This window comes from Xanthomonas sp. WHRI 1810A (assembly GCF_040202885.1).
In the GTDB taxonomy this organism is placed as follows: Bacteria; Pseudomonadota; Gammaproteobacteria; order Pseudomonadales; family Pseudomonadaceae; genus Aquipseudomonas.
The window spans coordinates 262,956-281,076 of sequence record NZ_JBEGED010000007.1 but is presented as its reverse complement, the minus strand read 5'-3'; the positions used below and the strand labels follow the sequence as shown (position 1 = coordinate 281,076).

The 18,121-nt window shown below is 58.6% G+C and carries 19 protein-coding genes; 10 read left to right on the top strand and 9 right to left on the bottom strand.

Annotation, left to right across the window (positions count from 1 at the left end; translation table 11 throughout):
- Positions 1-192: hypothetical protein (locus tag ABQX22_RS13185; protein ID WP_349800147.1), on the top strand; the 192-nt coding region annotated here is incomplete at its 5' end.
- Between the two features lie 96 nt (positions 193-288).
- On the opposite strand, the gene tyrS is transcribed toward ABQX22_RS13185, so the two are convergent.
- A complete protein-coding gene (gene tyrS, locus ABQX22_RS13180; protein ID WP_349800145.1) occupies positions 289-1,500 on the bottom strand; it encodes a tyrosine--tRNA ligase in 1,212 nt (403 codons plus the stop codon).
- Positions 1,501-1,719: 219 nt separating this feature from the next.
- Between tyrS and ABQX22_RS13175 the strand changes: the two genes are divergently transcribed.
- Both ABQX22_RS13175 and ABQX22_RS13170 read left to right on the top strand, forming a co-directional pair.
- Positions 1,720-3,153, top strand: a complete 1,434-nt coding sequence (locus tag ABQX22_RS13175; RefSeq protein WP_349800143.1) for a peptidoglycan DD-metalloendopeptidase family protein — start codon at positions 1,720-1,722, stop codon at positions 3,151-3,153.
- A 3-nt stretch (positions 3,154-3,156) separates the two neighbouring features.
- Complete coding sequence (locus tag ABQX22_RS13170; protein WP_349800141.1) at positions 3,157-4,248, top strand: anhydro-N-acetylmuramic acid kinase; 1,092 nt, start codon at positions 3,157-3,159, stop codon at positions 4,246-4,248.
- 61 nt (positions 4,249-4,309) lie between these two features.
- Here ABQX22_RS13170 and erpA read toward each other — a convergent pair whose 3' ends face one another.
- Both erpA and argC read right to left on the bottom strand, forming a co-directional pair.
- The gene (gene erpA / locus ABQX22_RS13165) at positions 4,310-4,660 is read right to left on the bottom strand and encodes an iron-sulfur cluster insertion protein ErpA (protein WP_349800139.1); all 351 of its coding nucleotides are present in this window, start codon (positions 4,658-4,660) and stop codon (positions 4,310-4,312) included.
- Between the two features lie 165 nt (positions 4,661-4,825).
- Positions 4,826-5,860, bottom strand: coding sequence for an N-acetyl-gamma-glutamyl-phosphate reductase (gene argC / locus ABQX22_RS13160; RefSeq protein ID WP_349800137.1), 1,035 nt, complete (start codon positions 5,858-5,860; stop codon positions 4,826-4,828).
- Positions 5,861-5,995: 135 nt separating this feature from the next.
- Between argC and hemJ the strand changes: the two genes are divergently transcribed.
- The 5 genes from hemJ to coq7 all read left to right on the top strand — a co-directional run bounded on the left by hemJ (position 5,996) and on the right by coq7 (position 9,425).
- Complete coding sequence (gene hemJ / locus ABQX22_RS13155) at positions 5,996-6,421, top strand: protoporphyrinogen oxidase HemJ (RefSeq protein WP_349800135.1); 426 nt, start codon at positions 5,996-5,998, stop codon at positions 6,419-6,421.
- 45 nt (positions 6,422-6,466) lie between these two features.
- Entirely contained in the window at positions 6,467-7,384 is a 918-nt protein-coding gene (locus tag ABQX22_RS13150) for a DUF805 domain-containing protein (protein ID WP_349800133.1), read from the top strand.
- A 55-nt stretch (positions 7,385-7,439) separates the two neighbouring features.
- The gene (locus ABQX22_RS13145) at positions 7,440-8,225 is read left to right on the top strand and encodes an SDR family NAD(P)-dependent oxidoreductase (protein WP_349800131.1); all 786 of its coding nucleotides are present in this window, start codon (positions 7,440-7,442) and stop codon (positions 8,223-8,225) included.
- Between the two features lie 89 nt (positions 8,226-8,314).
- A complete protein-coding gene (locus tag ABQX22_RS13140; protein ID WP_349800129.1) occupies positions 8,315-8,653 on the top strand; it encodes a histidine triad nucleotide-binding protein in 339 nt (112 codons plus the stop codon).
- Positions 8,654-8,777: 124 nt separating this feature from the next.
- The gene (gene coq7 / locus ABQX22_RS13135) at positions 8,778-9,425 is read left to right on the top strand and encodes a 2-polyprenyl-3-methyl-6-methoxy-1,4-benzoquinone monooxygenase (RefSeq protein ID WP_349800127.1); all 648 of its coding nucleotides are present in this window, start codon (positions 8,778-8,780) and stop codon (positions 9,423-9,425) included.
- 54 nt (positions 9,426-9,479) lie between these two features.
- Here the strand turns inward: coq7 and ABQX22_RS13130 are convergent, their stop codons facing one another.
- On the bottom strand, positions 9,480-9,902 hold the full coding sequence (locus tag ABQX22_RS13130) for an OsmC family protein (protein WP_349800125.1): 423 nt from the start codon (positions 9,900-9,902) through the stop codon (positions 9,480-9,482).
- A 188-nt stretch (positions 9,903-10,090) separates the two neighbouring features.
- On the opposite strand from ABQX22_RS13130, the gene crp reads away from it, so the two are divergent.
- Positions 10,091-10,735: a cAMP-activated global transcriptional regulator CRP gene (gene crp, locus ABQX22_RS13125; RefSeq protein ID WP_349800123.1), complete on the top strand. Its 645-nt coding sequence runs from the start codon at positions 10,091-10,093 to the stop codon at positions 10,733-10,735.
- A gap of 9 nt (positions 10,736-10,744) precedes the next feature.
- Here the strand turns inward: crp and ABQX22_RS13120 are convergent, their stop codons facing one another.
- From ABQX22_RS13120 to ABQX22_RS13105, 4 genes are all read right to left on the bottom strand, one after another.
- A complete protein-coding gene (locus tag ABQX22_RS13120) occupies positions 10,745-11,440 on the bottom strand; it encodes a lipoate--protein ligase family protein (protein ID WP_349800121.1) in 696 nt (231 codons plus the stop codon).
- A 115-nt stretch (positions 11,441-11,555) separates the two neighbouring features.
- Positions 11,556-12,392: an indole-3-glycerol phosphate synthase TrpC gene (trpC, locus tag ABQX22_RS13115; RefSeq protein ID WP_349800120.1), complete on the bottom strand. Its 837-nt coding sequence runs from the start codon at positions 12,390-12,392 to the stop codon at positions 11,556-11,558.
- Positions 12,389-13,444: an anthranilate phosphoribosyltransferase gene (gene trpD / locus ABQX22_RS13110; RefSeq protein ID WP_441005274.1), complete on the bottom strand. Its 1,056-nt coding sequence runs from the start codon at positions 13,442-13,444 to the stop codon at positions 12,389-12,391. The genes trpC and trpD overlap by 4 nt, the downstream gene beginning before the upstream one ends.
- A gap of 12 nt (positions 13,445-13,456) precedes the next feature.
- Positions 13,457-14,056 carry an aminodeoxychorismate/anthranilate synthase component II gene (locus ABQX22_RS13105; RefSeq protein ID WP_349800118.1) on the bottom strand — a complete coding sequence of 200 codons (600 nt, stop codon included), beginning with the start codon at positions 14,054-14,056 and terminating at the stop codon, positions 13,457-13,459.
- A gap of 471 nt (positions 14,057-14,527) precedes the next feature.
- Here ABQX22_RS13105 and estP point away from each other — a divergent pair, with 471 nt between their 5' ends.
- Positions 14,528-16,468 carry an esterase EstP gene (gene estP / locus ABQX22_RS13100; protein ID WP_349800116.1) on the top strand — a complete coding sequence of 647 codons (1,941 nt, stop codon included), beginning with the start codon at positions 14,528-14,530 and terminating at the stop codon, positions 16,466-16,468.
- 118 nt (positions 16,469-16,586) lie between these two features.
- On the opposite strand, the gene trpE is transcribed toward estP, so the two are convergent.
- Positions 16,587-18,068, bottom strand: a complete 1,482-nt coding sequence (gene trpE, locus ABQX22_RS13095; protein ID WP_441005273.1) for an anthranilate synthase component I — start codon at positions 18,066-18,068, stop codon at positions 16,587-16,589.
- Between the last annotated feature and the right edge of the window lie 53 nt (positions 18,069-18,121).

Genomic DNA, 18,121 nt, shown 5'->3' with positions numbered 1-18,121 from the left:
GCCCCCTGTATCTGTCAAGCGGTTATTTTTCGAAGCTTTCAAAGTTTCCTCTGCAACTTCAACCACTTGCGCTTCGAAGAACTTGGCGTCTCTCGTCAGCGGGAGGCGAATTCTACAGCGTTACAACTTGCTGTCAACTGCCTTTTCACTGCTGTCGATTCAAACCGTAGAACCGAAGCCCTTCAAGCCTAACTACTTCGTCCAAATACTTGATTAACAAGAAGTTTTCCGTTTCGTCTGCGCCGGAAGTGGGGCGAATTATAGACAGATACTGAGGGCCGTCAACCCTTAATTAACGCTTTCTGCGAAATTGAGCGTAATGCGCCCGAAAGCTTTCTTCCCTGCCTGACAGACATGGGTTTTTCCGACTTCAAAGATAAAGCTGCGATCAACGACGCTGCCATCTATACGCACACCACCCGAAGCCAGCAAGTCCCGAGCAACCGCTGAGTTCTTCACCAGCCCGGCCTTATTAAGAACGGCGGCAATCGGCATAGCCTCAGGAGCATCCAATGCAATCTCTGGCAAATCATCCGGAAGCTCCCCTTCTTTCATACGGTTCCCTGCCGAACGATGAGCTGACGCAGCTGCCTCTTCGCCATGGAAACGGGCGACGATCTCCTCGGCCAGTTTGATTTTGATATCTCGCGGATTTGCACCTGCCTCACAATCCGCCTTAAACCCGGCGATCTCCTCCATGGAGCGAAAACTCAAGAGCTCGAAGTAGCGCCACATCAGCGCATCCGGGATCGACACAAGCTTGCTGTACATAATGCCTGGCGCTTCCTGGATACCCACGTAGTTACCCAGAGACTTGGACATCTTCTTGACGCCATCCAGGCCTTCCAGCAGAGGCATGGTCAAAACGCATTGAGCTTCCTGCCCATAGGCACGCTGCAGCTCCCGCCCCATCAGCAGGTTGAACTTCTGATCCGTACCACCCAACTCGACATCCGCCCGCAAGGCCACCGAGTCGTAACCCTGCACCAGCGGATAAAGGAATTCGTGGATCGCAATGGACTGATTCGACTTATAACGCTTATCGAAATCGTCGCGCTCAAGCATGCGAGCAACGGTGTATTGAGAGGACAGGCGAATGAAGTCGGCAGGACTCAACTGATCCATCCAGGTGGAGTTAAACGCCACCTCGGTCTTCGCCGGATCCAGAATCTTGAACACCTGGGCCTTATAGGTCTCGGCGTAATCGAGCACCTGTTCGCGCGTAAGCGGGGGACGCGTAGCGCTCTTGCCACTCGGGTCGCCAATCATGCCGGTGAAGTCACCAATCAGGAAGATGACCTGATGACCCAACTTCTGGAACTGGCGCAGCTTGTTGATAAGCACCGTATGACCCAAATGAAGATCCGGCGCCGTAGGATCGAACCCTGCCTTTATACGCAGCGGCTGACCACGCTTGAGCTTGGCGACCAGTTCGGCCTCCACCAGGAGTTCATCCGCGCCACGTTTAATCAGCGCTAGCTGCTCTTCAACCGACTTCATAAAAGCCCCGCAATGCCTTATTTCAAAGGGGAGCAACCATACAAGGTCAGCGCCCAAATACAAGATCTGCGCACGGCAATACGACGAATCGGAAACTGATCCATTCGCAGGGTTGCCTCAGGCAGGTTTTGGTTATATTTTATACAGTTATTTCATCTTCATCATGTCATTCATCTTTTCCATTTCATCTTTTCATCTATATAAAGTCAAAAATCACTTATGAACGACACTCCGCCTAAAGCGCTCCCGCTTTATCCGAAGACCCACCTGCTGGCTGCAAGCGGTATTGCAGCATTGCTGAGCCTGGCTCTTCTGGTCTTCCCTTCCAGCGACGTAGAAGCGAAGAGAACCAACATCGGCCCAGACTTTGAAACCCCGGCCGATCCTCTCCAGTCAGAACAAGACGCTCAAGAACAGCCCCAAGCCACACAACCACCTGCCGCTTCTCCCTTCGCGCAGATTGAAGAAAACACCGACGACACAGACAGCGCTGCCACAGCTGCGTCCAAACCACAGAAAGAAGCACCGCCCACTGCCGCGCAGAAGACAGCGACTCACAAAGAGGTGGTCGTCGCAAAGGGCGATACGCTCTCCACGCTTTTCGAGAAAGTGGGCTTGCCGGCTGCGGCTGTTCACGACGTCATGGCCAGCGACAAACAAGCCAAGCAGTTCAGTCAGCTGAAAAGAGGGCAGGTTCTGCAGTTCGAGCTGTCGCCTGAGGGCGATCTCAAGCAGCTGCACAGCAAGCTGAATGACCTGGAAAGCATCAGCCTCTCCCGTACCGACAAGGGCTACGCTTTCACTCGGGACGTCAGTAAACCCAATGTGCGCACGGCCTATGTTCGCGGCGTCATCAACAGCTCCCTGTCACTCTCTGCGCAACGTGCCGGCCTGTCGCACACCATGACCATGGACATGGCGAAGATCTTCGGCTACGACGTCGACTTCGCGCAGGACATTCGCAAGGGCGATGAGTTTGATGTCGTCTACGAGCAGAAAGTCGTCAACGGCAAAACGGTGAGCACGGGCAATATCCTGGCAGCGCGCTTCACCAATCGTGGGAAGACTTACAGCGCCGTTCGCTACACCAACAAGCAGGGCAACACCAATTACTACACGGCTGACGGCAATAGCATGCGCAAGGCGTTCATCCGCACACCTGTGGATTTCGCGCGTATCAGCTCGATGTTTTCGATGGGTCGCAAACACCCGATCCTGAACAAAATCCGCGCGCACAAAGGCGTCGATTACGCAGCACCGCGCGGTACGCCCATCAAGGCGACAGGGGATGGCAAAGTTATCCTGGCCGGGCGCCGCGGCGGCTACGGCAATACGGTGATCATCCAGCACGGCGACACGTATCGCACGCTCTACGGGCATATGCAGGGTTTCGCAAAAGGCGTACAAACCGGTAGCAGCGTCAAGCAAGGTCAAGTCATCGGCTATATTGGAACAACCGGTTTGTCGACAGGTCCTCATTTACACTACGAATTTCAGGTAAATGGCGTCCACGTTGACCCCCTGGGCCAAAAGCTGCCCATGGCAGACCCCATCGCCAAGTCCGAAAAACAGCGGTTCATGCAAGAGAGCCAACCTTTGATGGCCCGCATGGACCAGGAAAAGGCCACCATGCTGGCCTCGAGTAAGCGCTGAGCTATGACTCTATATGTAGGTGTAATGTCTGGAAGCAGTCTTGATGGACTCGACTTCGCCCTTGTAGAGCAGGATGACCGACCTCGGTTGATCGGCACCTATTACATTCCGATGCCCGATGACTTGCGCGCCGAATTACTTGGCCTGTGCGCCAGCGGCCAGGACGAGCTTGCCCGTGCCGGTATCGCCGAACAGAAGTGGGTGCATCTGGCCGCTCAAGGGGTGCTGGCTCTACTGGATCAGCAAAATGTCTCCGCCGGCGAGATACGCGCCATCGGGAGTCATGGGCAGACCATTCGCCATGAGCCCGCGCGCGGCTTCACTATCCAGATCGGCAACCCGGCCCTGCTGGCAGAAATGACCGGCATTACCGTGGTCAGCGACTTCCGCAAACGTGACATTGCAGCAGGCGGACAAGGTGCACCTTTGGTGCCTGCCTTCCACGAAGCCCTGTTCGACGACAACAAAGACTACCGAGCCGTGCTCAATATTGGTGGTTTCAGCAACCTTAGCCTGATCGAAATTGACAAGCCCGTTTCCGGGTTTGACTCAGGCCCAGGTAATGTATTGCTGGACGCCTGGATCCAGGCGCAACGTGGTCACAGCTACGACAAGGATGGAGCTTGGGCAGCCAGTGGCACTGTCGATCCGGCATTGCTGAAATCCTTACTCAGCGACCAGTTCTTCCAGACGCGCGGACCGAAAAGTACAGGCCGCGAGGTGTTCAACCTGAACTGGGTGCGCCATCACCTCTTCCAGCTGCCGACGCTGAAGCCGGAAGACGTTCAGGCCACATTGCTTGAAGTAACGGCATTGAGCATTACTGAGTCGCTGCAGACGGCGCAAGCCCAGACCAAAGAGCTGCTGGTCTGCGGCGGTGGTGCACACAACAAGGCCCTGATGGACCGCCTGGCTGCGCTGCTCCCCGAGACCAAGGTGACCAGCACCGCCGAGTTCGGCGTTGACCCTGACTGGGTCGAAGCCATGGCGTTTGCTTGGCTTGCCCACTGTGCGCTGGAAGGTGTTCCCGCCAACCGTCCGAGCGTGACAGGGGCCAAAGGCCTTCGGGTGCTGGGCGCAATCTACCCGGCTTAAACACCCCGTACAGCAAAACGCCGCGCAATCGCGCGGCGTTTTTGCGTACAGCGTGCAGCCATCAGATCGAGAACGAAGACCCGCAGCCGCAAGTGGTGGCAGCGTTGGGGTTCTTGATCACGAAGCGCGAACCTTCCAGGCCTTCCTGATAGTCCACTTCTGCGCCTGCAAGATATTGAAAGCTCATCGGATCGACCACAAGGCTTACGCCCTCGCGTTCGATGATGGTGTCATCGTCGGCAACGTCTTCGTCGAACGTAAAGCCATATTGGAAACCAGAGCAGCCACCGCCTGTCACGAACACACGTAACTTGAGGCGATCATTGCCCTCTTCATCGACAAGAGTCTTCACCTTGTGCGCGGCACCGTGGGTGAATTCCAAAGCGGTAGGAGTGAAAGATTCGACACTCATGCTAAATTTCTCCCGGCGCGAGGCCGTCATAATGCGTAATGACGCGCATTATCCGCTTCTCCTAGAAAAACGGTCAACTATTAGCGAGCAGCGGCAAGCTGTAAGCGACAAGCCGAAAGCAAAGGCCCTCCGCTTGAAGCTTATAGCCAGCACTTGAAGCTGGAGTTAAGGCAGCATCCCTGCGTGAGACAGGCCAAACCGCTCGTTCAGTTCGAACATGATGTTCATATTCTGTACGGCCTGGCCCGAAGCGCCTTTCACCAGGTTGTCGATCACCGACAACACCACCACCAGATCACCGTCCTGCGGACGATGCACCGCTATCCGGCAAACGTTCGCGCCCCGCACGCTGCGGGTCTCGGGATGACTGCCCGCCGGCATCACATCGACAAAGGGTTCACTGGCGTAGCGTTTCTCGAACAATGCCTGCAGATCGACTGACCGGTCGACAACAGTGGAATACAACGTGGCGTGGATACCCCGGATCATTGGCACCAGATGGGGGACAAACGTCAGGCCGACATCACCACCGGCCGCACGACGCAGACCCTGGCTGATTTCCGGCAGATGACGGTGACCTTTGACGGCGTACGCCTTAAAGCTCTCGCTGGCTTCGGCATACAGCGAACCGACACTCAGCCCGCGACCTGCACCGCTCACGCCGGATTTGCAGTCTGCAATCAACCGCGTCGGATCGGCCAGCCCGGCTTCGAGCAATGGCAGGAAGCCAAGTTGGGTCGCGGTTGGGTAGCAACCGGGAACAGCAATCAAGCGAGCGCCGCGAATTTTCTCACGATTGACCTCCGGCAGACCATACACCGCCTCCTTGAGCAACTCCGGCGCGCCATGGGGCTGGTTGTACCACTTGGCCCACTCAACCGGATCCTGCAGACGGAAATCGGCAGACAGATCGATGACCTTGGTGCCGGCGTCCAGCAATTCGCCCGCCAGGGCATGGGCCACGCCGTGGGGGGTGGCGAAGAATACGACGTCGCACGCGCCAAGGACTTTGACATCAGGCACGCTGAACACGAGGCCGTCATAGTGTCCTCGCAGGTTCGGGTACAGGTCAGCGACAGGCAGCCCTGCCTCGGAGCGCGACGTGATTGCAACCACTTCGGCTTCTGGATGCTGTGCAAGAAGACGCAGCAGCTCCACGCCGGTGTAACCCGTGCCGCCGACGATACCGACCTTGACCATGACCTGCCCCTTAACGATCCAACTGGAAAGCGGTCGATAATATGGGCCTGGCGCCGTCGGGACAACCGCGAACGTGACGTATGGGCGCCCAAGCCACTACTATTTGGCTCACCGTTTCTTTGGACGACCCAGAAAATGCTCTATCTGTGGATAAAAGCGCTACACATTGTCTCGATGGTCTGCTGGTTTGCAGCCCTCTTCTACCTGCCCCGTCTGTTCGTTTACCACTCGATGAGCGAGGACGCAGTCAGCCGTGATCGTTTTTGCGTCATGGAGCGCAAACTTTACCGGGGCATCATGGGCCCGGCGATGATAGCGACACTGATTTTCGGTATCTGGCTGGTGATCCTCGCACCTGGGTTCATGTCCCAGGCCTGGCTGCACGCTAAATTGACACTGGTGGTGTTGCTGATCGGCTATCACCACGTGTGCGGCGCTCAGGTCAAACGCTTCGCGCGTGGTGAGAATGGCCGCAGCCACGTGTTCTATCGGTGGTTCAACGAGGTCCCGGTTGTGATACTGCTCGCGATCGTCATTCTGGTTGTGGTCAAACCGTTCTAACCGCGGCAAGCACGCGCAGATAACTCCCAGTCAAGGAAGTCGAGCATGGCGGAACACTTCAAAATCGTTTTCGAGGGCCGTTTGCGCACCGGGGTAGAACCCGAGACCGCAAAGCTCAACCTGGCCCAGTTGTTCAAAACCGATGTGAATGCCGTCGACAGGTTGTTCAGCGGCGACCCTGTCACCGTGAAGCGCAGCCTGACGCATGACGACGCCGAGCGATACCTGAAAGCCTTGAACGACGCCGGAGTCGAGGCACGGATCGAACCGGAGGCACCGATTGCGTTGGCACTGGAAGACATAGAAGCGCAGCGCACCCAACGTCCGGCTTTCGAGCCGCCTGCGGCTTCGCCCTACGCGCCACCCCGTGCCGCTGTAACTGCTGATCAACAGGAAGTCGGCGAACTCAACGTCTTCACCGTGCAAGGCCGCATCGGTCGCCTGCGCTACCTGGCGTGGACGATGGTGCTGATGTTCGTCGGGCTAATCATGTTCGCGTTGTGCATGACACTCATGAGCATGTCGCTCATCACAGGTGGCTTGTTCGGAGCGGTCGCTTTTGTCGTGTTCCTGGTCGTTAGTATTCAGATCGGGGCACAACGCCTGCACGACGCCGGCTGGTCGGCCTGGCTGCTGTTGCTCAACATGGTGCCGTTTGTGGGCAGCGTGTTCCCGTTCCTGATGATGGTCGTGCCGGGCAACGCCGGTCCTAACCAATTTGGTCCGCCACAACCGCCGAACGGCAAAGGCGTGAAGATCCTTGCGGCGTTATGGGTGCCGGCGTTGGTGATTATCTTCCTCGGTGTGCTCATGGGAGGACTTCAGACGTTCAAAGATGAAGTCGAGATCACGACCGGCGAATATGAACAGGCTTTGCCCTACGACGATGACTCAGACAATGAAGCCATTCAGCGGGCAATGCCTTCCAACTCGGCTGACGCTTCCGACGAAGACAATCAATAACATCCGTCAGCATGGACGCTGCCCCAACCCGCGCAGTACCGCTCTGGAGAAATGCATGACCCGTTACGCCCTGATCACCGGCGCTTCCAGTGGCATTGGCCTGGCCATGGCCGAAGCACTGGCACGCCGGGGTCGCAGCTTGATTCTGGTAGCCCGCCAGCGCGATATGCTCGAAAGCATCGCCCTTGAGTTCACCCAGCGCTTCGGGGTTGAAGTGCTGATTCGCGCGTGCGATCTCGGCGAACCCCTCCGGCTCTCCGGTTTCCTGCTTGAACTGGAAGACGGCGAACGCAAGATCGACCTGCTGGTCAATTGCGCCGGCATTGGTAACAGCGGGCCCTTTCTCGCCCAGGAGTGGGCCCAGGAACAAGACCTGCTCGACCTCAACGTCCTCGCGCTCACCCGGCTGTGCCACACCGTGGGCAACCTGATGGCGGTCCAGGGTGGCGGCCAGATCCTCAACGTCGCCTCGATCATGGGCTTTCAGCCTGGCCCTTGGATGAGCACCTATGCGGCGAGCAAGGCGTATGTACTGCACTTTTCCGAAGGCTTGCGCGAGGAGTTGAAAAAGACCGGCGTGAAGATCTCCGTCCTTTGCCCAGGGCCGACCCGAACGAGCTTTTTCCGCACCGCGCAACTTGAAACCGACAAGTTCACCAACGAGAAGATGATGACCGCCGAAGAAGTGGCGCTCTACACCGTTCGCGCTCTGGATAAAAACCGCGCGGTGATTATTCCGGGCTGGCGTAACCAATTGATCACGAGCGCTCCCAAATTCGGCACGCGCTGGATGAGCCGTAAAATATGGGGCTCGATTCTCAAGTCCAGAATCAACCCCTGACGTATCCACGGTCTGGAAACGGCTGGGCGTTGTACGACACGCTCAGTAAACTCCAGCCCCATCAGCAATTGAAAACGGAGCAAAACGCTGTGGAGACTCTGTTCACCAAAATCATCAACCGCGAAATACCCGCCAAAATCATCTACGAAGATGACCAGGTGCTGGCCTTTCACGACATCGCCCCCAAGGCGCCCGTGCATTTTCTCGTCATCCCGAAAAAGCCCATTCGCACGCTTAATGACGTGACCGAGGAAGACAAAGGCCTGCTGGGCCACATCCTCTTCACCGCTCAGCGGCTGGCTCTGGAGTTGGGCTGCGAAAAAGGTTTCCGCGTGGTGATGAACACCAATGAGAACGGCGGCCAGACCGTTTATCACATTCACATGCATGTGCTCGGCCAACGCCACATGACCTGGCCGCCGGGCTGAGTCGCGCTTTCAAAGACTTATAGCCGGTGAGGGCTTACCCCCAGCCCGACCCGGCTGATGCAGCTCAAATCTTGCCTTCACGATTGCGGTAGACTGACCGCCGTGGATTTATCCGGAGGTGCCCATGGCTACCGAACGTCACTACTCCCCGATCGACCGTTTCCTTCTGCAGGCCGATGCCGCGATGAAGACGTTGCTGCCTTCAAGCGCGCATGCCCACCGTCCCTCCCCTGCCATCGTCCAGCCCGATACCAAAATGAGTGATGTCGACACCCGCCACGTCGCGGGTCTCATGCGCATCAATCACACTGGCGAAGTCTGTGCGCAGGCGCTTTATCAGGGTCAGGCCCTCACCGCAAAACTGCCGCACATTCGTAAGGCAATGGAGCACGCCGCTGAGGAAGAGATCGACCATCTGGTCTGGTGCGAACAGCGCATTCGCCAACTGGGCAGTCACACCAGCGTCCTGAACCCTCTGTTCTATGGCATGTCTTTCGGCATGGGTGCTGTCGCCGGGTTGATCAGCGACAAAGTCAGCCTGGGTTTCGTGGCCGCCACGGAACATCAGGTCTGCAAGCACCTCAACGAGCATCTTGAGCAACTGCCGGCCGAAGATGAGAAGTCCCGGGCAATCTTGCAGCAGATGCGCGACGACGAAGAACAACACGCCGAAAGCGCGCTCGACGCTGGCGGGTTCCGCTTTCCGGCGCCGGTCAAGTTCGGCATGAGCGTGCTGGCCAAGGTGATGACCAAGAGTACCTATCGGATCTAGTCTCATCGAAAACACAAAAGGCGCCTCGATGGCGCCTTTTTTTGTTGCTGCTGATCAGCCCAATTCGACGATTTCGTAGTCGTGAGTGATCTCAACGCCAGCGTTGCCCAGCATGATCGATGCCGAGCAGTACTTCTCCGCCGACAGCTCAATCGCTCGCTTGACCTGAGGCTCTTTCAAGCCACGGCCCTTGACCACGAAGTGCAGGTGGATCTTGGTGAATACCTTCGGGTCTTCGGTTGCGCGTTCGGCCTCCAGAAAGGCCTCGCAGCTCTCGATCGGCTGGCGGGCTTTTTTCAGGATGCTGACAACGTCGAAGTTGCTGCAACCGCCCAGGCCTATCAAGACCATCTCCATCGGCCGTGCGCCCAGGTTACGGCCGCCGCTTTCAGGCGCCCCGTCCATCACCACCACGTGACCGCTGCCGGCTTCGCCGAGGAACATGGCTTCACCCGCCCATTGAATGCGTGCCTTCATCGCCACCACTCCGCTGTCTGAAAAAAGGCGGCCAGCTTAGCACAAGGTCCAAAAGACGCCTGGCCTGTCCGAAAAGTAGGAAATTTCTGAAAAAAACGTCAAACGGCACTATTGGGGTTCGGTTATTCACCACTACTGCCGATACCACTAAGAATGCCTGCGGGCGCAGTTTTTTACGGGATGCAGCCATGGGCGCCATGAGCCTTACCACCAAACCTAAAATAACCGACAAGCTTCTCCCCTACGCGCAATTGCGCCGTTGCGCCGCAAAAAGCAACATCATCGCCGCCGGTGAACATTCTGAATCGCTGTACCTGATCATCAAGGGCTCAGTGACGATCCTGATCGAGGACGACGAAGGCCGCGAGATGATCGTGGCCTACCTCAACACCGGAGACTTCTTCGGTGAACTCGGACTTTTCCAACTCCCCAGCACCGATCCCCAGCGCAGCGCCTGGGTCAGGGCCAAGACCGAATGCGAAATCGCTGAAATCAGCTACAGCAAATTCCGCGAGCTAAGCCTGCTGGATCCCGAGCTCATGTACGCCGTAGGCGGGCAAATGGCCGAACGCTTGCGCAATACCACGCGCAAGGTAGGTGATCTCGCGTTCCTTGACGTGACCGGTCGCGTGGCTCGCAGCCTGCTGGAACTGTGCAAGCAGCCTGACGCGATGACGCACCCCGATGGCATGCAGATCAAAATCACCCGTCAGGAAATCGGCCGTATCGTGGGTTGTTCGCGGGAGATGGTAGGTCGCGTACTCAAGGCGCTGGAAGAACAGAAACTGGTCCACGTCAGAGGCAAGACCATGGTGGTGTTCGGCACGCGTTGACCGAGGGCGTTAGAGCGCGGAGAGCATCAGGCTGTACGCTTCGCCCAACCCGTCCAAAAAAGCCGGGGCTTCGAATACTTCATGCAGCGCGATGTGGCTTTGCGCCCGGCAGCGCTGCTCCAACTCGCACATCTCATTGAAGCGGTTGACGGCGCTGACCATCTCCAGCCGTTCGTTGTCCAGCAGCATCGCCCCGTGCGCCAACACCACTGGCCGCTTGCCACCTTGGCTCTGGCGCCAGCGTTGCGCGGTGCCGACCATCTTTCGACCGTTGAGATTGACGTTGAAACGCCCGTCGCAGAACGCGCCGGCCACTTCGCCGAGTGACGCGCTGCCACCCAGCGCGCTCAGGGCATCGAGCATCGGCTGACACAAACGCAGGTAGGCTTTTTCGATGCGGTCTTTGTCCAGATCGGACGACGGCTGGACGTAGACCAGCGCGATATTGACCGTAGCGGGCGATTGCGGGACCGGCTCGCCGCCGCTTTCGCGGAGCAATACCGGCCAACCGATATCAGAAAGCGTCTCGCTGGCTTCCACGAAACCCTCAAGGCGGCTGAGGCGGCGGGGCATGACCAACGCGCGGTCTGTCGGACGCCAGAACAACACACCGTAATCCGCGTCGCCTGCACAGACCGAGGCCAGCAAATCCTGCTCTGCCTGCAGGCCTGCTTCGGTGCAGAGGTCGATCACTTCATCGGACATATCAATCACCTGTTGGAGCGAGACTTGCCCGCGAAGAGGCCCCTGCGGATAAACACATCAAACCGGATTTACAACCTTCGCGGGCAAGCCTCGCTCCAACAGGTTCACCATTGGCTCAATCCAACTGCTGGGATTTAACCGGCACGCCTTTTTCAGGGAAAAACAGCCGCTGCAATTCCAGCCCTGGTTTTTCGGCGCGCATGAAGGTCTCGCCTACCAGAAACGCATACACGTCGCTGATTTCCATCAACTCGACATCGGCGCGGTTGAGAATGCCGCTTTCGGTAACCACCAGGCGATCACGGGGGATGCGTGGCAGCAGATCAAGCGTGTTTTCCAGGCTGACTTCGAAGGTGTGCAGGTTGCGGTTGTTGACGCCGATCAGCGGCGTATCCAACGTTTTTAACGCCCGCTCCAGTTCGTCGCCGTCGTGGACTTCGACCAGCACGTCCAGCCCGACGTCTTTGGCCACCGATGCCAGTTCGGCCATCAGCCCATCGTCGAGCGCAGACACGATCAGCAAAATGCAATCGGCGCCCAGCGCCCGCGATTCGATGATCTGATAGGGATCGATCATGAAATCCTTGCGGATGACGGGCAGCGAGCAGGCCGACCGCGCTTCCTTAAGGTACGCATCAGCGCCCTGAAAAAAGTCGATGTCGGTCAACACGGACAGGCAGGTCGCGCCGCCTTGTTCGTAACTCTTGGCGATTTCTGCGGGCTGAAAGTGCTCGCGAATCACGCCTTTGCTCGGTGAGGCTTTCTTGATCTCGGCGATGACGGCTGGCTGCTTGCGCTTGGCCTGTTCGATCAACGCCTTGGCAAAACCGCGCGGCGCATCGGCCATGGCGATCAGGCTTTGCAGGTCAGAGACGCTGATACGCTGACGACGCTCGGCGATCTCTTCTGCCTTGCGGGCCAGAATCTTTTCCAGAACCGTAGGGACACTCATCCTTCATTCTCCTGCTTGAATACCGCGGTAAAGGCACCCAACTCTTCCAGCTTTTCCCGGGCCAGCCCCGTGTGCAACGCGTCGTGCGCCAGCGCTACGCCTTCTTTGAGCGAGTACGCATGGTCGGCTGCGTAGAGCGCAGCGCCCGCATTGAGCACGATCATTTCAGCGGCCTTCTGGCCGTTTTCAGTCTTGCGGCGACCCAGTGCATCGCGGATCAACTCCAGCGACTGCGCCGGGCTGTCGACCACCAGGCCAAACAGGCTTTGGCTCTTGATGCCCAGGTCTTCGGGCTGGACCCAGTATTCAGTGACTTCGCCGTTTTTCAGCTCTGCAACGAAGGTCGGCGCGGCCAAGCTGAATTCGTCCAGGCCGTCTTGGGAATGCACGACCAACACATGTTTACTGCCCATGCGCAGCAACACTTCAGCCAATGGCCGGCAGAGTGCCTGGCTGAACACGCCAACAACCTGATGCTTGACGCCAGCAGGGTTGGTCAACGGGCCGAGCATGTTGAACAGGGTGCGCAGGCCCAGCTCTTTGCGCGGGCCGGCCGCGTGTTTCATTGCACCGTGATGAGACTGCGCGAACATGAAGCCGATGCCGACGCTGTCGATGCAGCGCGCCACTTGCACAGGGGTCAGGTTCAGGTAAACGCCGGCCACTTCCAGCAGGTCAGCACTGCCGCTTTTGCCCGACACTGCGCGATTGCCATGCTTGGCCACGGTGCAGCCGGCTGCCGCGATAACAAACGCGGAAGCCGTGGAGACGTTGAAGATGTTTGCGCCGTCGCCGCCGGTACCGACGATGTCGACCACGCCGTCGAGGGTTTTCAGTTCGACCTTGTCCGCCAGTTCACGCATGACGGAGACCGCGCCGACGATTTCGTCGATGCTTTCACTCTTCATGCGCATGCCCATCAGGAACGCGCCGATCTGCGCCTGGGTGCACTGGCCGGTCATGATTTCGCGCATGACGTCGCTCATTTCTTCCGTGCTCAGGTCCAGCTGGTTAACCACCCTGCCCAGTGCGGTTTTGATATCGATTGCCATCTGTGCGTGTCCTTAACCCTGACGGGTGCCGCCGGTTTGCTTGAGGAAGTTGGCGAACAGCTCGTGGCCCTGCTCGGAAAGAATCGACTCGGGGTGAAACTGCACGCCTTCGACGTTCAGGGTCTTGTGACGCAGGCCCATGATTTCATCGACCGAACCATCTTCAAGCTGAGTCCAGGCGGTCATTTCCAGGCAGTCGGGCAGGGTTTCGCGCTTGACGACCAGCGAGTGGTAACGCGTGACGGTAAGCGGATGGTTCAGGCCTTCAAACACGCCCTGGTCTTCGTGAATCAAGTCGCTGGTCTTGCCATGCATGACCTGACGAGCGCGAACCACGTCACCGCCGAACGCCTGGCCGATGGATTGATGCCCAAGGCAGACGCCCAATACCGGGAGTTTGCCGGCGAAGTGCTTGATGACGTCCAGCGAGACGCCGGCTTCGTTCGGGGTGCAAGGTCCAGGAGAGACGACGATACGCTCAGGGTTCAGCGCTTCGATTTCGGCGAGGGTCATTTCGTCGTTGCGGATCACTTTAACGTCGGCGCCCAGTTCGCCCAGGTACTGCACGACGTTATAGGTAAAGGAGTCGTAGTTATCGATCATCAGCAGCATGTGTGCTCAACCTTTTGAATGTCTGACTTAACGTTGCCTTCTGCGTTTAATGCTCGCAGGTGTGCCCGCCATTGTGGTCGCCGTGGTGTCGGGCGAGGCGGTCAAACCGGGATCTTCAGAAGGCATTTCAATACAGGTCCGGCATGGCCGGCAGGGAAATAGTCAGGCGCGCCAACGCCAACGGGCGTGAGCCTTGATAACGCGCATCAAGCGTTTGCTGACAATAGACACAGGAAAGGTCTCGTTCGTACGTTGCGGCACAGTAGCCTACCGACGCATACCGTGCAATATCGCCGTACCCGGATGGTGGCCTGCAAACGCCGTTGGCCGGGGATTGGCAGCTATTGCGATACAGACCAACGGCTTTGACGCAGCACAGAATCTTTGTTCAAACGGGCGTTTTGACTGGCGCGCTCGGGGGTGGCTGCTACCTTGCAGTACGGATTCACTATAAAAAGAAAGGACCTCTCGATGCTCAAGACCACTCTGTCACTGCCGTTCGCGGCCTGTTTGCTCACGCTTGCCTGCTCCTCTGCTGTGGCAGCTTCCTCCCCTTACTCAACGATGGTGGTCTTTGGTGACAGCCTCGCCGACGCCGGGCAGTTCCCGGACGCCGGCGGGCCGCAGGGCGCGACCCTTCGCTTCACCAATCGGACCGGTCCTACGTTTCAAAATGGCAGTGGCGAAGTCTATGGCCTGAATTCGTCCACGCTGCTCGGCAGCATGCTGGGCGTGGCGCCGGGCGATCTAGCCTCTTCAACCTCGCCCGTTCGTCAAGCGTTGGGGCTGGCGGACGGTAACAACTGGGCGGTGGGGGGTGATCGTACCGATCAGATCTACGAGGCCATCACGTCACAATCGCAGGTGGCCAACACCGACACCACGACCGGGGTCGAAACCGTTTTCCGTGAGCGACCGGGGTATCTGGCAGGCAATAATTTTCAGGCCGATCCCAATGCGCTGTACTACCTGACCGGAGGTGGCAACGATTTTCTTCAGGGCCGGGTGCTCAGCCCTGGGCAGGCAGTCACGGCGGCGAACAATCTGGCGAACGGTGCGCAGGCGCTGCAACAGGCCGGCGCGCGATACATCATGGTCTGGCTGCTGCCTGACATCGGCCAGACCCCGGCAGTGGTGGGCACGCCTCTGCAACTGCCTTCGACGTTGCTCAGCGGCGTCTTCAACCAACAGTTGATCGGTCGGCTCAGCGGGATCGACGCTCAAATCATCCCCCTCAACGTGCCAGGCCTGCTGCGCGAAGTCCTGGCCGAACCTGCCCGGTTCGGGCTCGCCGCCAATCAAAACCTGGTGGGCACCTGTTTCAGCGGCAACAACTGCACGCAGAACACCGCGTTCGGCATCGACAGCGCCACCCCCGATCCCACCAAGCTGTTGTTCAACGACGGCGTGCACCCGACAGTCGCAGGCCAACGGCTGATTGCCGATTACGGTTATTCCATCCTCTCGGCTCCCTGGGAGATCACCCTGTTGCCGGAAATGGCCACCGGGACGTTGCGCGCGCAACAGGATGAATTGCGCAGCCAGTGGCTGGCGGATTGGGGCAACTGGCAGAACGTCGGACAATGGCGGGCCATCGTCGCAGGCGGCGGTCAGAAAATGGATTTCGATGCGCAAAGCAACTCTGCCGACGCCGACGGTCACGGCTACAACGTCACGGTGGGTGGCAGCTACCGTTTCGCTGAAGACTGGCGGGCAGGCTTGGTTGCTGGCGGCTATCGGCAGACGCTGGAAGCCGGCCCCAAGGATTCGGACTACAAACTCAACAGCTACATCGCTACTGCATTCGTGCAGTTTCAGGCCAATCACTGGTGGGCAGATCTGGCAGCATCAGGCGGCACACAGGATTACGACAGCCTCAAACGCAAGTTCGCGCTCGGTGTCAGCGAAGGCACAGAGAAAGGCGACACCGATGGCAATCTCTGGGCTGTCAGTGGACGCGTCGGGTTCGATCTCGCTGAGTCGAGCAGCCGCTGGCACCTGTCGCCCTTCGTCAGCGCCGACTACGCGCACATTGATGTGGACGGGTATTCGGAAAACGGGACGCGCTCGACGGCGTTATCGTTCGATGATCAGACACGTCGTTCGAAACGCCTCGGCGCAGGCCTGCAGGGCAAGTTTGATGTCACGCCGCAGACCCAGGTGTTCGGCGAGTTCGCCCATGAACGCGAGTTCGACAATGATCAGCAGGACGTGACCATTGCCCTGAACAGCGTGCCGGGCATCGATTTCAATCTGGAGGGGTATGAGCCGCAGCGCAGTCTGAATCGCGCAAGTCTGGGCGTGAGTCAGCGGCTGATGCAGGACCTGACCGTGCGTGCGGGCTACAACTGGCGCAAGAATGATGACGTGACGCAGCAGGGGGTGAATCTGGCGGTGAGTCTGGATTTCTGATGATTGCCCTGTTGGAGCGAGGCTTGCCCGCGAAGCTCACCGCGCGGGCTACCTGATACACCGCGGTGTCTTCATTCGCGGGCAAGCCTCGCTCCAACAGGGGCATGCTCACACCCTGTCATCCTTCCGGCGTCTGCTCCGCCAACGCCACCGCTCGGAACATCGCGCGACGCTTGTTCAGGGTTTCTTCCCATTCCAGCGCAGGCACCGAGTCGGCGACGATACCGCCACCGGCCTGGACGTGCAGCTCGCCGTCCTTGATCACGGCAGTGCGGATCGCAATCGCGGTGTCCATGTTGCCGTTCCACGCCAGATAACCCACCGCGCCGCCATAGACGCCGCGCTTGACCGGCTCCAACTCGTCGATGATTTCCATCGCGCGAATCTTCGGCGCGCCAGACAACGTGCCTGCCGGCAGAATCGCCCGCAGCGCGTCCATCGCCGTCAGCCCGCTTTTCAGCTGGCCGGTGACATTGGAAACGATGTGCATCACGTTGGAATAACGCTCGATGACCATCTTTTCGGTGAGTTTTACCGAGCCTATTTCCGACACACGACCGGTGTCGTTGCGGCCCAGATCGATCAGCATCAAGTGCTCGGCGATTTCCTTGTCGTCCGACAGCAGATCGACTTCCAGCGCGTAGTCCGCTTCTTCAGTCGCACCCCGTGGACGGGTCCCGGCAATCGGGCGGACCGTGATCAGATTGTCTTCGACGCGCACCAGCACTTCCGGCGAGCTGCCGACCACATGGAAATCGCCAAAGTTGAAGAAGTACATGTACGGCGTGGGGTTGAAGCAGCGCAGGGCGCGGTACAGGTCGATGGGTGCCGCTTTGAAGTCGATGGACATCCGTTGCGACGGCACGACCTGCATGCAGTCGCCCGCCAGGATGTACTCCTTGACGGTGTCGACGGCTTTTTCGTAATCGCTTTGGGTGAAACTGGAGCGGAAGACCGGATCGGGCGCTTGAGGACGGGTCAAGTCCAGACCTCGTCGCGGGATGATCGGCTGGCGCAGTTTTTCCATCAACGCTTCAAGCCGTGCCAGGCCGCTTTCGTACGCATCGGTCTGAGCCGGGTCGACCAGCACGATGGCGTGCATCTTGCCCGCCAGGTTGTCGAAAACGACCACGGCGTCGGACACCATCAACAGGATGTCCGGCACCCCCAGTGGATCAGGGTTCGGGCAGGCGCCAAGGCGTTTTTCCACATAGCGCACGCAGTCGTAACCGAAATAGCCGACCAATCCGCCGTTGAAGCGCGGCAGACCAGGAATGGTCGGGACGTTGTAGCGCGCCTTGAAGGCCTCGACGAACGCCAGCGGGTCTTCGGATTCGAGGCTTTCGATTTCAACGCCATCGTGGGTCACGCTGATGTGGTGCTCATGGGCCCGCATCACGGTGCGGCACGGCAGGCCGATGATCGAATAACGGCCCCACTTCTCGCCGCCCTGCACCGACTCCAAGAGATAGGAGTTCGGCTCATCGGCCAGCTTCAGATAGATCGACAGCGGCGTGTCGAAATCAGCCAGGGTCTCGTAGGCAAGCGGGATGCGGTTATAGCCTTCAGCGGCCAAACGCAGGAATTCTTCGCGGATCATAATCAGCCTCGTGGTGTGAGGGTAAAACGGTCAGGTGTGCAAACGTGCCGGAC

Coding starts and splice junctions, on each gene's coding strand:
- ABQX22_RS13120 (WP_349800121.1), bottom strand. CDS start 11,440: ATGTCCGATGAAGTGATCGACCTCTGCACCGAAGCAGGCCTGCAGGCA.
- ABQX22_RS13175 (WP_349800143.1), top strand. CDS start 1,720: ATGAACGACACTCCGCCTAAAGCGCTCCCGCTTTATCCGAAGACCCAC.
- argC (WP_349800137.1), bottom strand. CDS start 5,860: ATGGTCAAGGTCGGTATCGTCGGCGGCACGGGTTACACCGGCGTGGAG.
- ABQX22_RS13145 (WP_349800131.1), top strand. CDS start 7,440: ATGACCCGTTACGCCCTGATCACCGGCGCTTCCAGTGGCATTGGCCTG.
- hemJ (WP_349800135.1), top strand. CDS start 5,996: ATGCTCTATCTGTGGATAAAAGCGCTACACATTGTCTCGATGGTCTGC.
- ABQX22_RS13170 (WP_349800141.1), top strand. CDS start 3,157: ATGACTCTATATGTAGGTGTAATGTCTGGAAGCAGTCTTGATGGACTC.
- tyrS (WP_349800145.1), bottom strand. CDS start 1,500: ATGAAGTCGGTTGAAGAGCAGCTAGCGCTGATTAAACGTGGCGCGGAT.
- erpA (WP_349800139.1), bottom strand. CDS start 4,660: ATGAGTGTCGAATCTTTCACTCCTACCGCTTTGGAATTCACCCACGGT.
- coq7 (WP_349800127.1), top strand. CDS start 8,778: ATGGCTACCGAACGTCACTACTCCCCGATCGACCGTTTCCTTCTGCAG.
- ABQX22_RS13150 (WP_349800133.1), top strand. CDS start 6,467: ATGGCGGAACACTTCAAAATCGTTTTCGAGGGCCGTTTGCGCACCGGG.
- estP (WP_349800116.1), top strand. CDS start 14,528: ATGCTCAAGACCACTCTGTCACTGCCGTTCGCGGCCTGTTTGCTCACG.
- ABQX22_RS13130 (WP_349800125.1), bottom strand. CDS start 9,902: ATGAAGGCACGCATTCAATGGGCGGGTGAAGCCATGTTCCTCGGCGAA.
- crp (WP_349800123.1), top strand. CDS start 10,091: ATGGGCGCCATGAGCCTTACCACCAAACCTAAAATAACCGACAAGCTT.
- trpD (WP_441005274.1), bottom strand. CDS start 13,444: ATGGCAATCGATATCAAAACCGCACTGGGCAGGGTGGTTAACCAGCTG.
- trpE (WP_441005273.1), bottom strand. CDS start 18,068: ATGATCCGCGAAGAATTCCTGCGTTTGGCCGCTGAAGGCTATAACCGC.
- trpC (WP_349800120.1), bottom strand. CDS start 12,392: ATGAGTGTCCCTACGGTTCTGGAAAAGATTCTGGCCCGCAAGGCAGAA.
- ABQX22_RS13105 (WP_349800118.1), bottom strand. CDS start 14,056: ATGCTGCTGATGATCGATAACTACGACTCCTTTACCTATAACGTCGTG.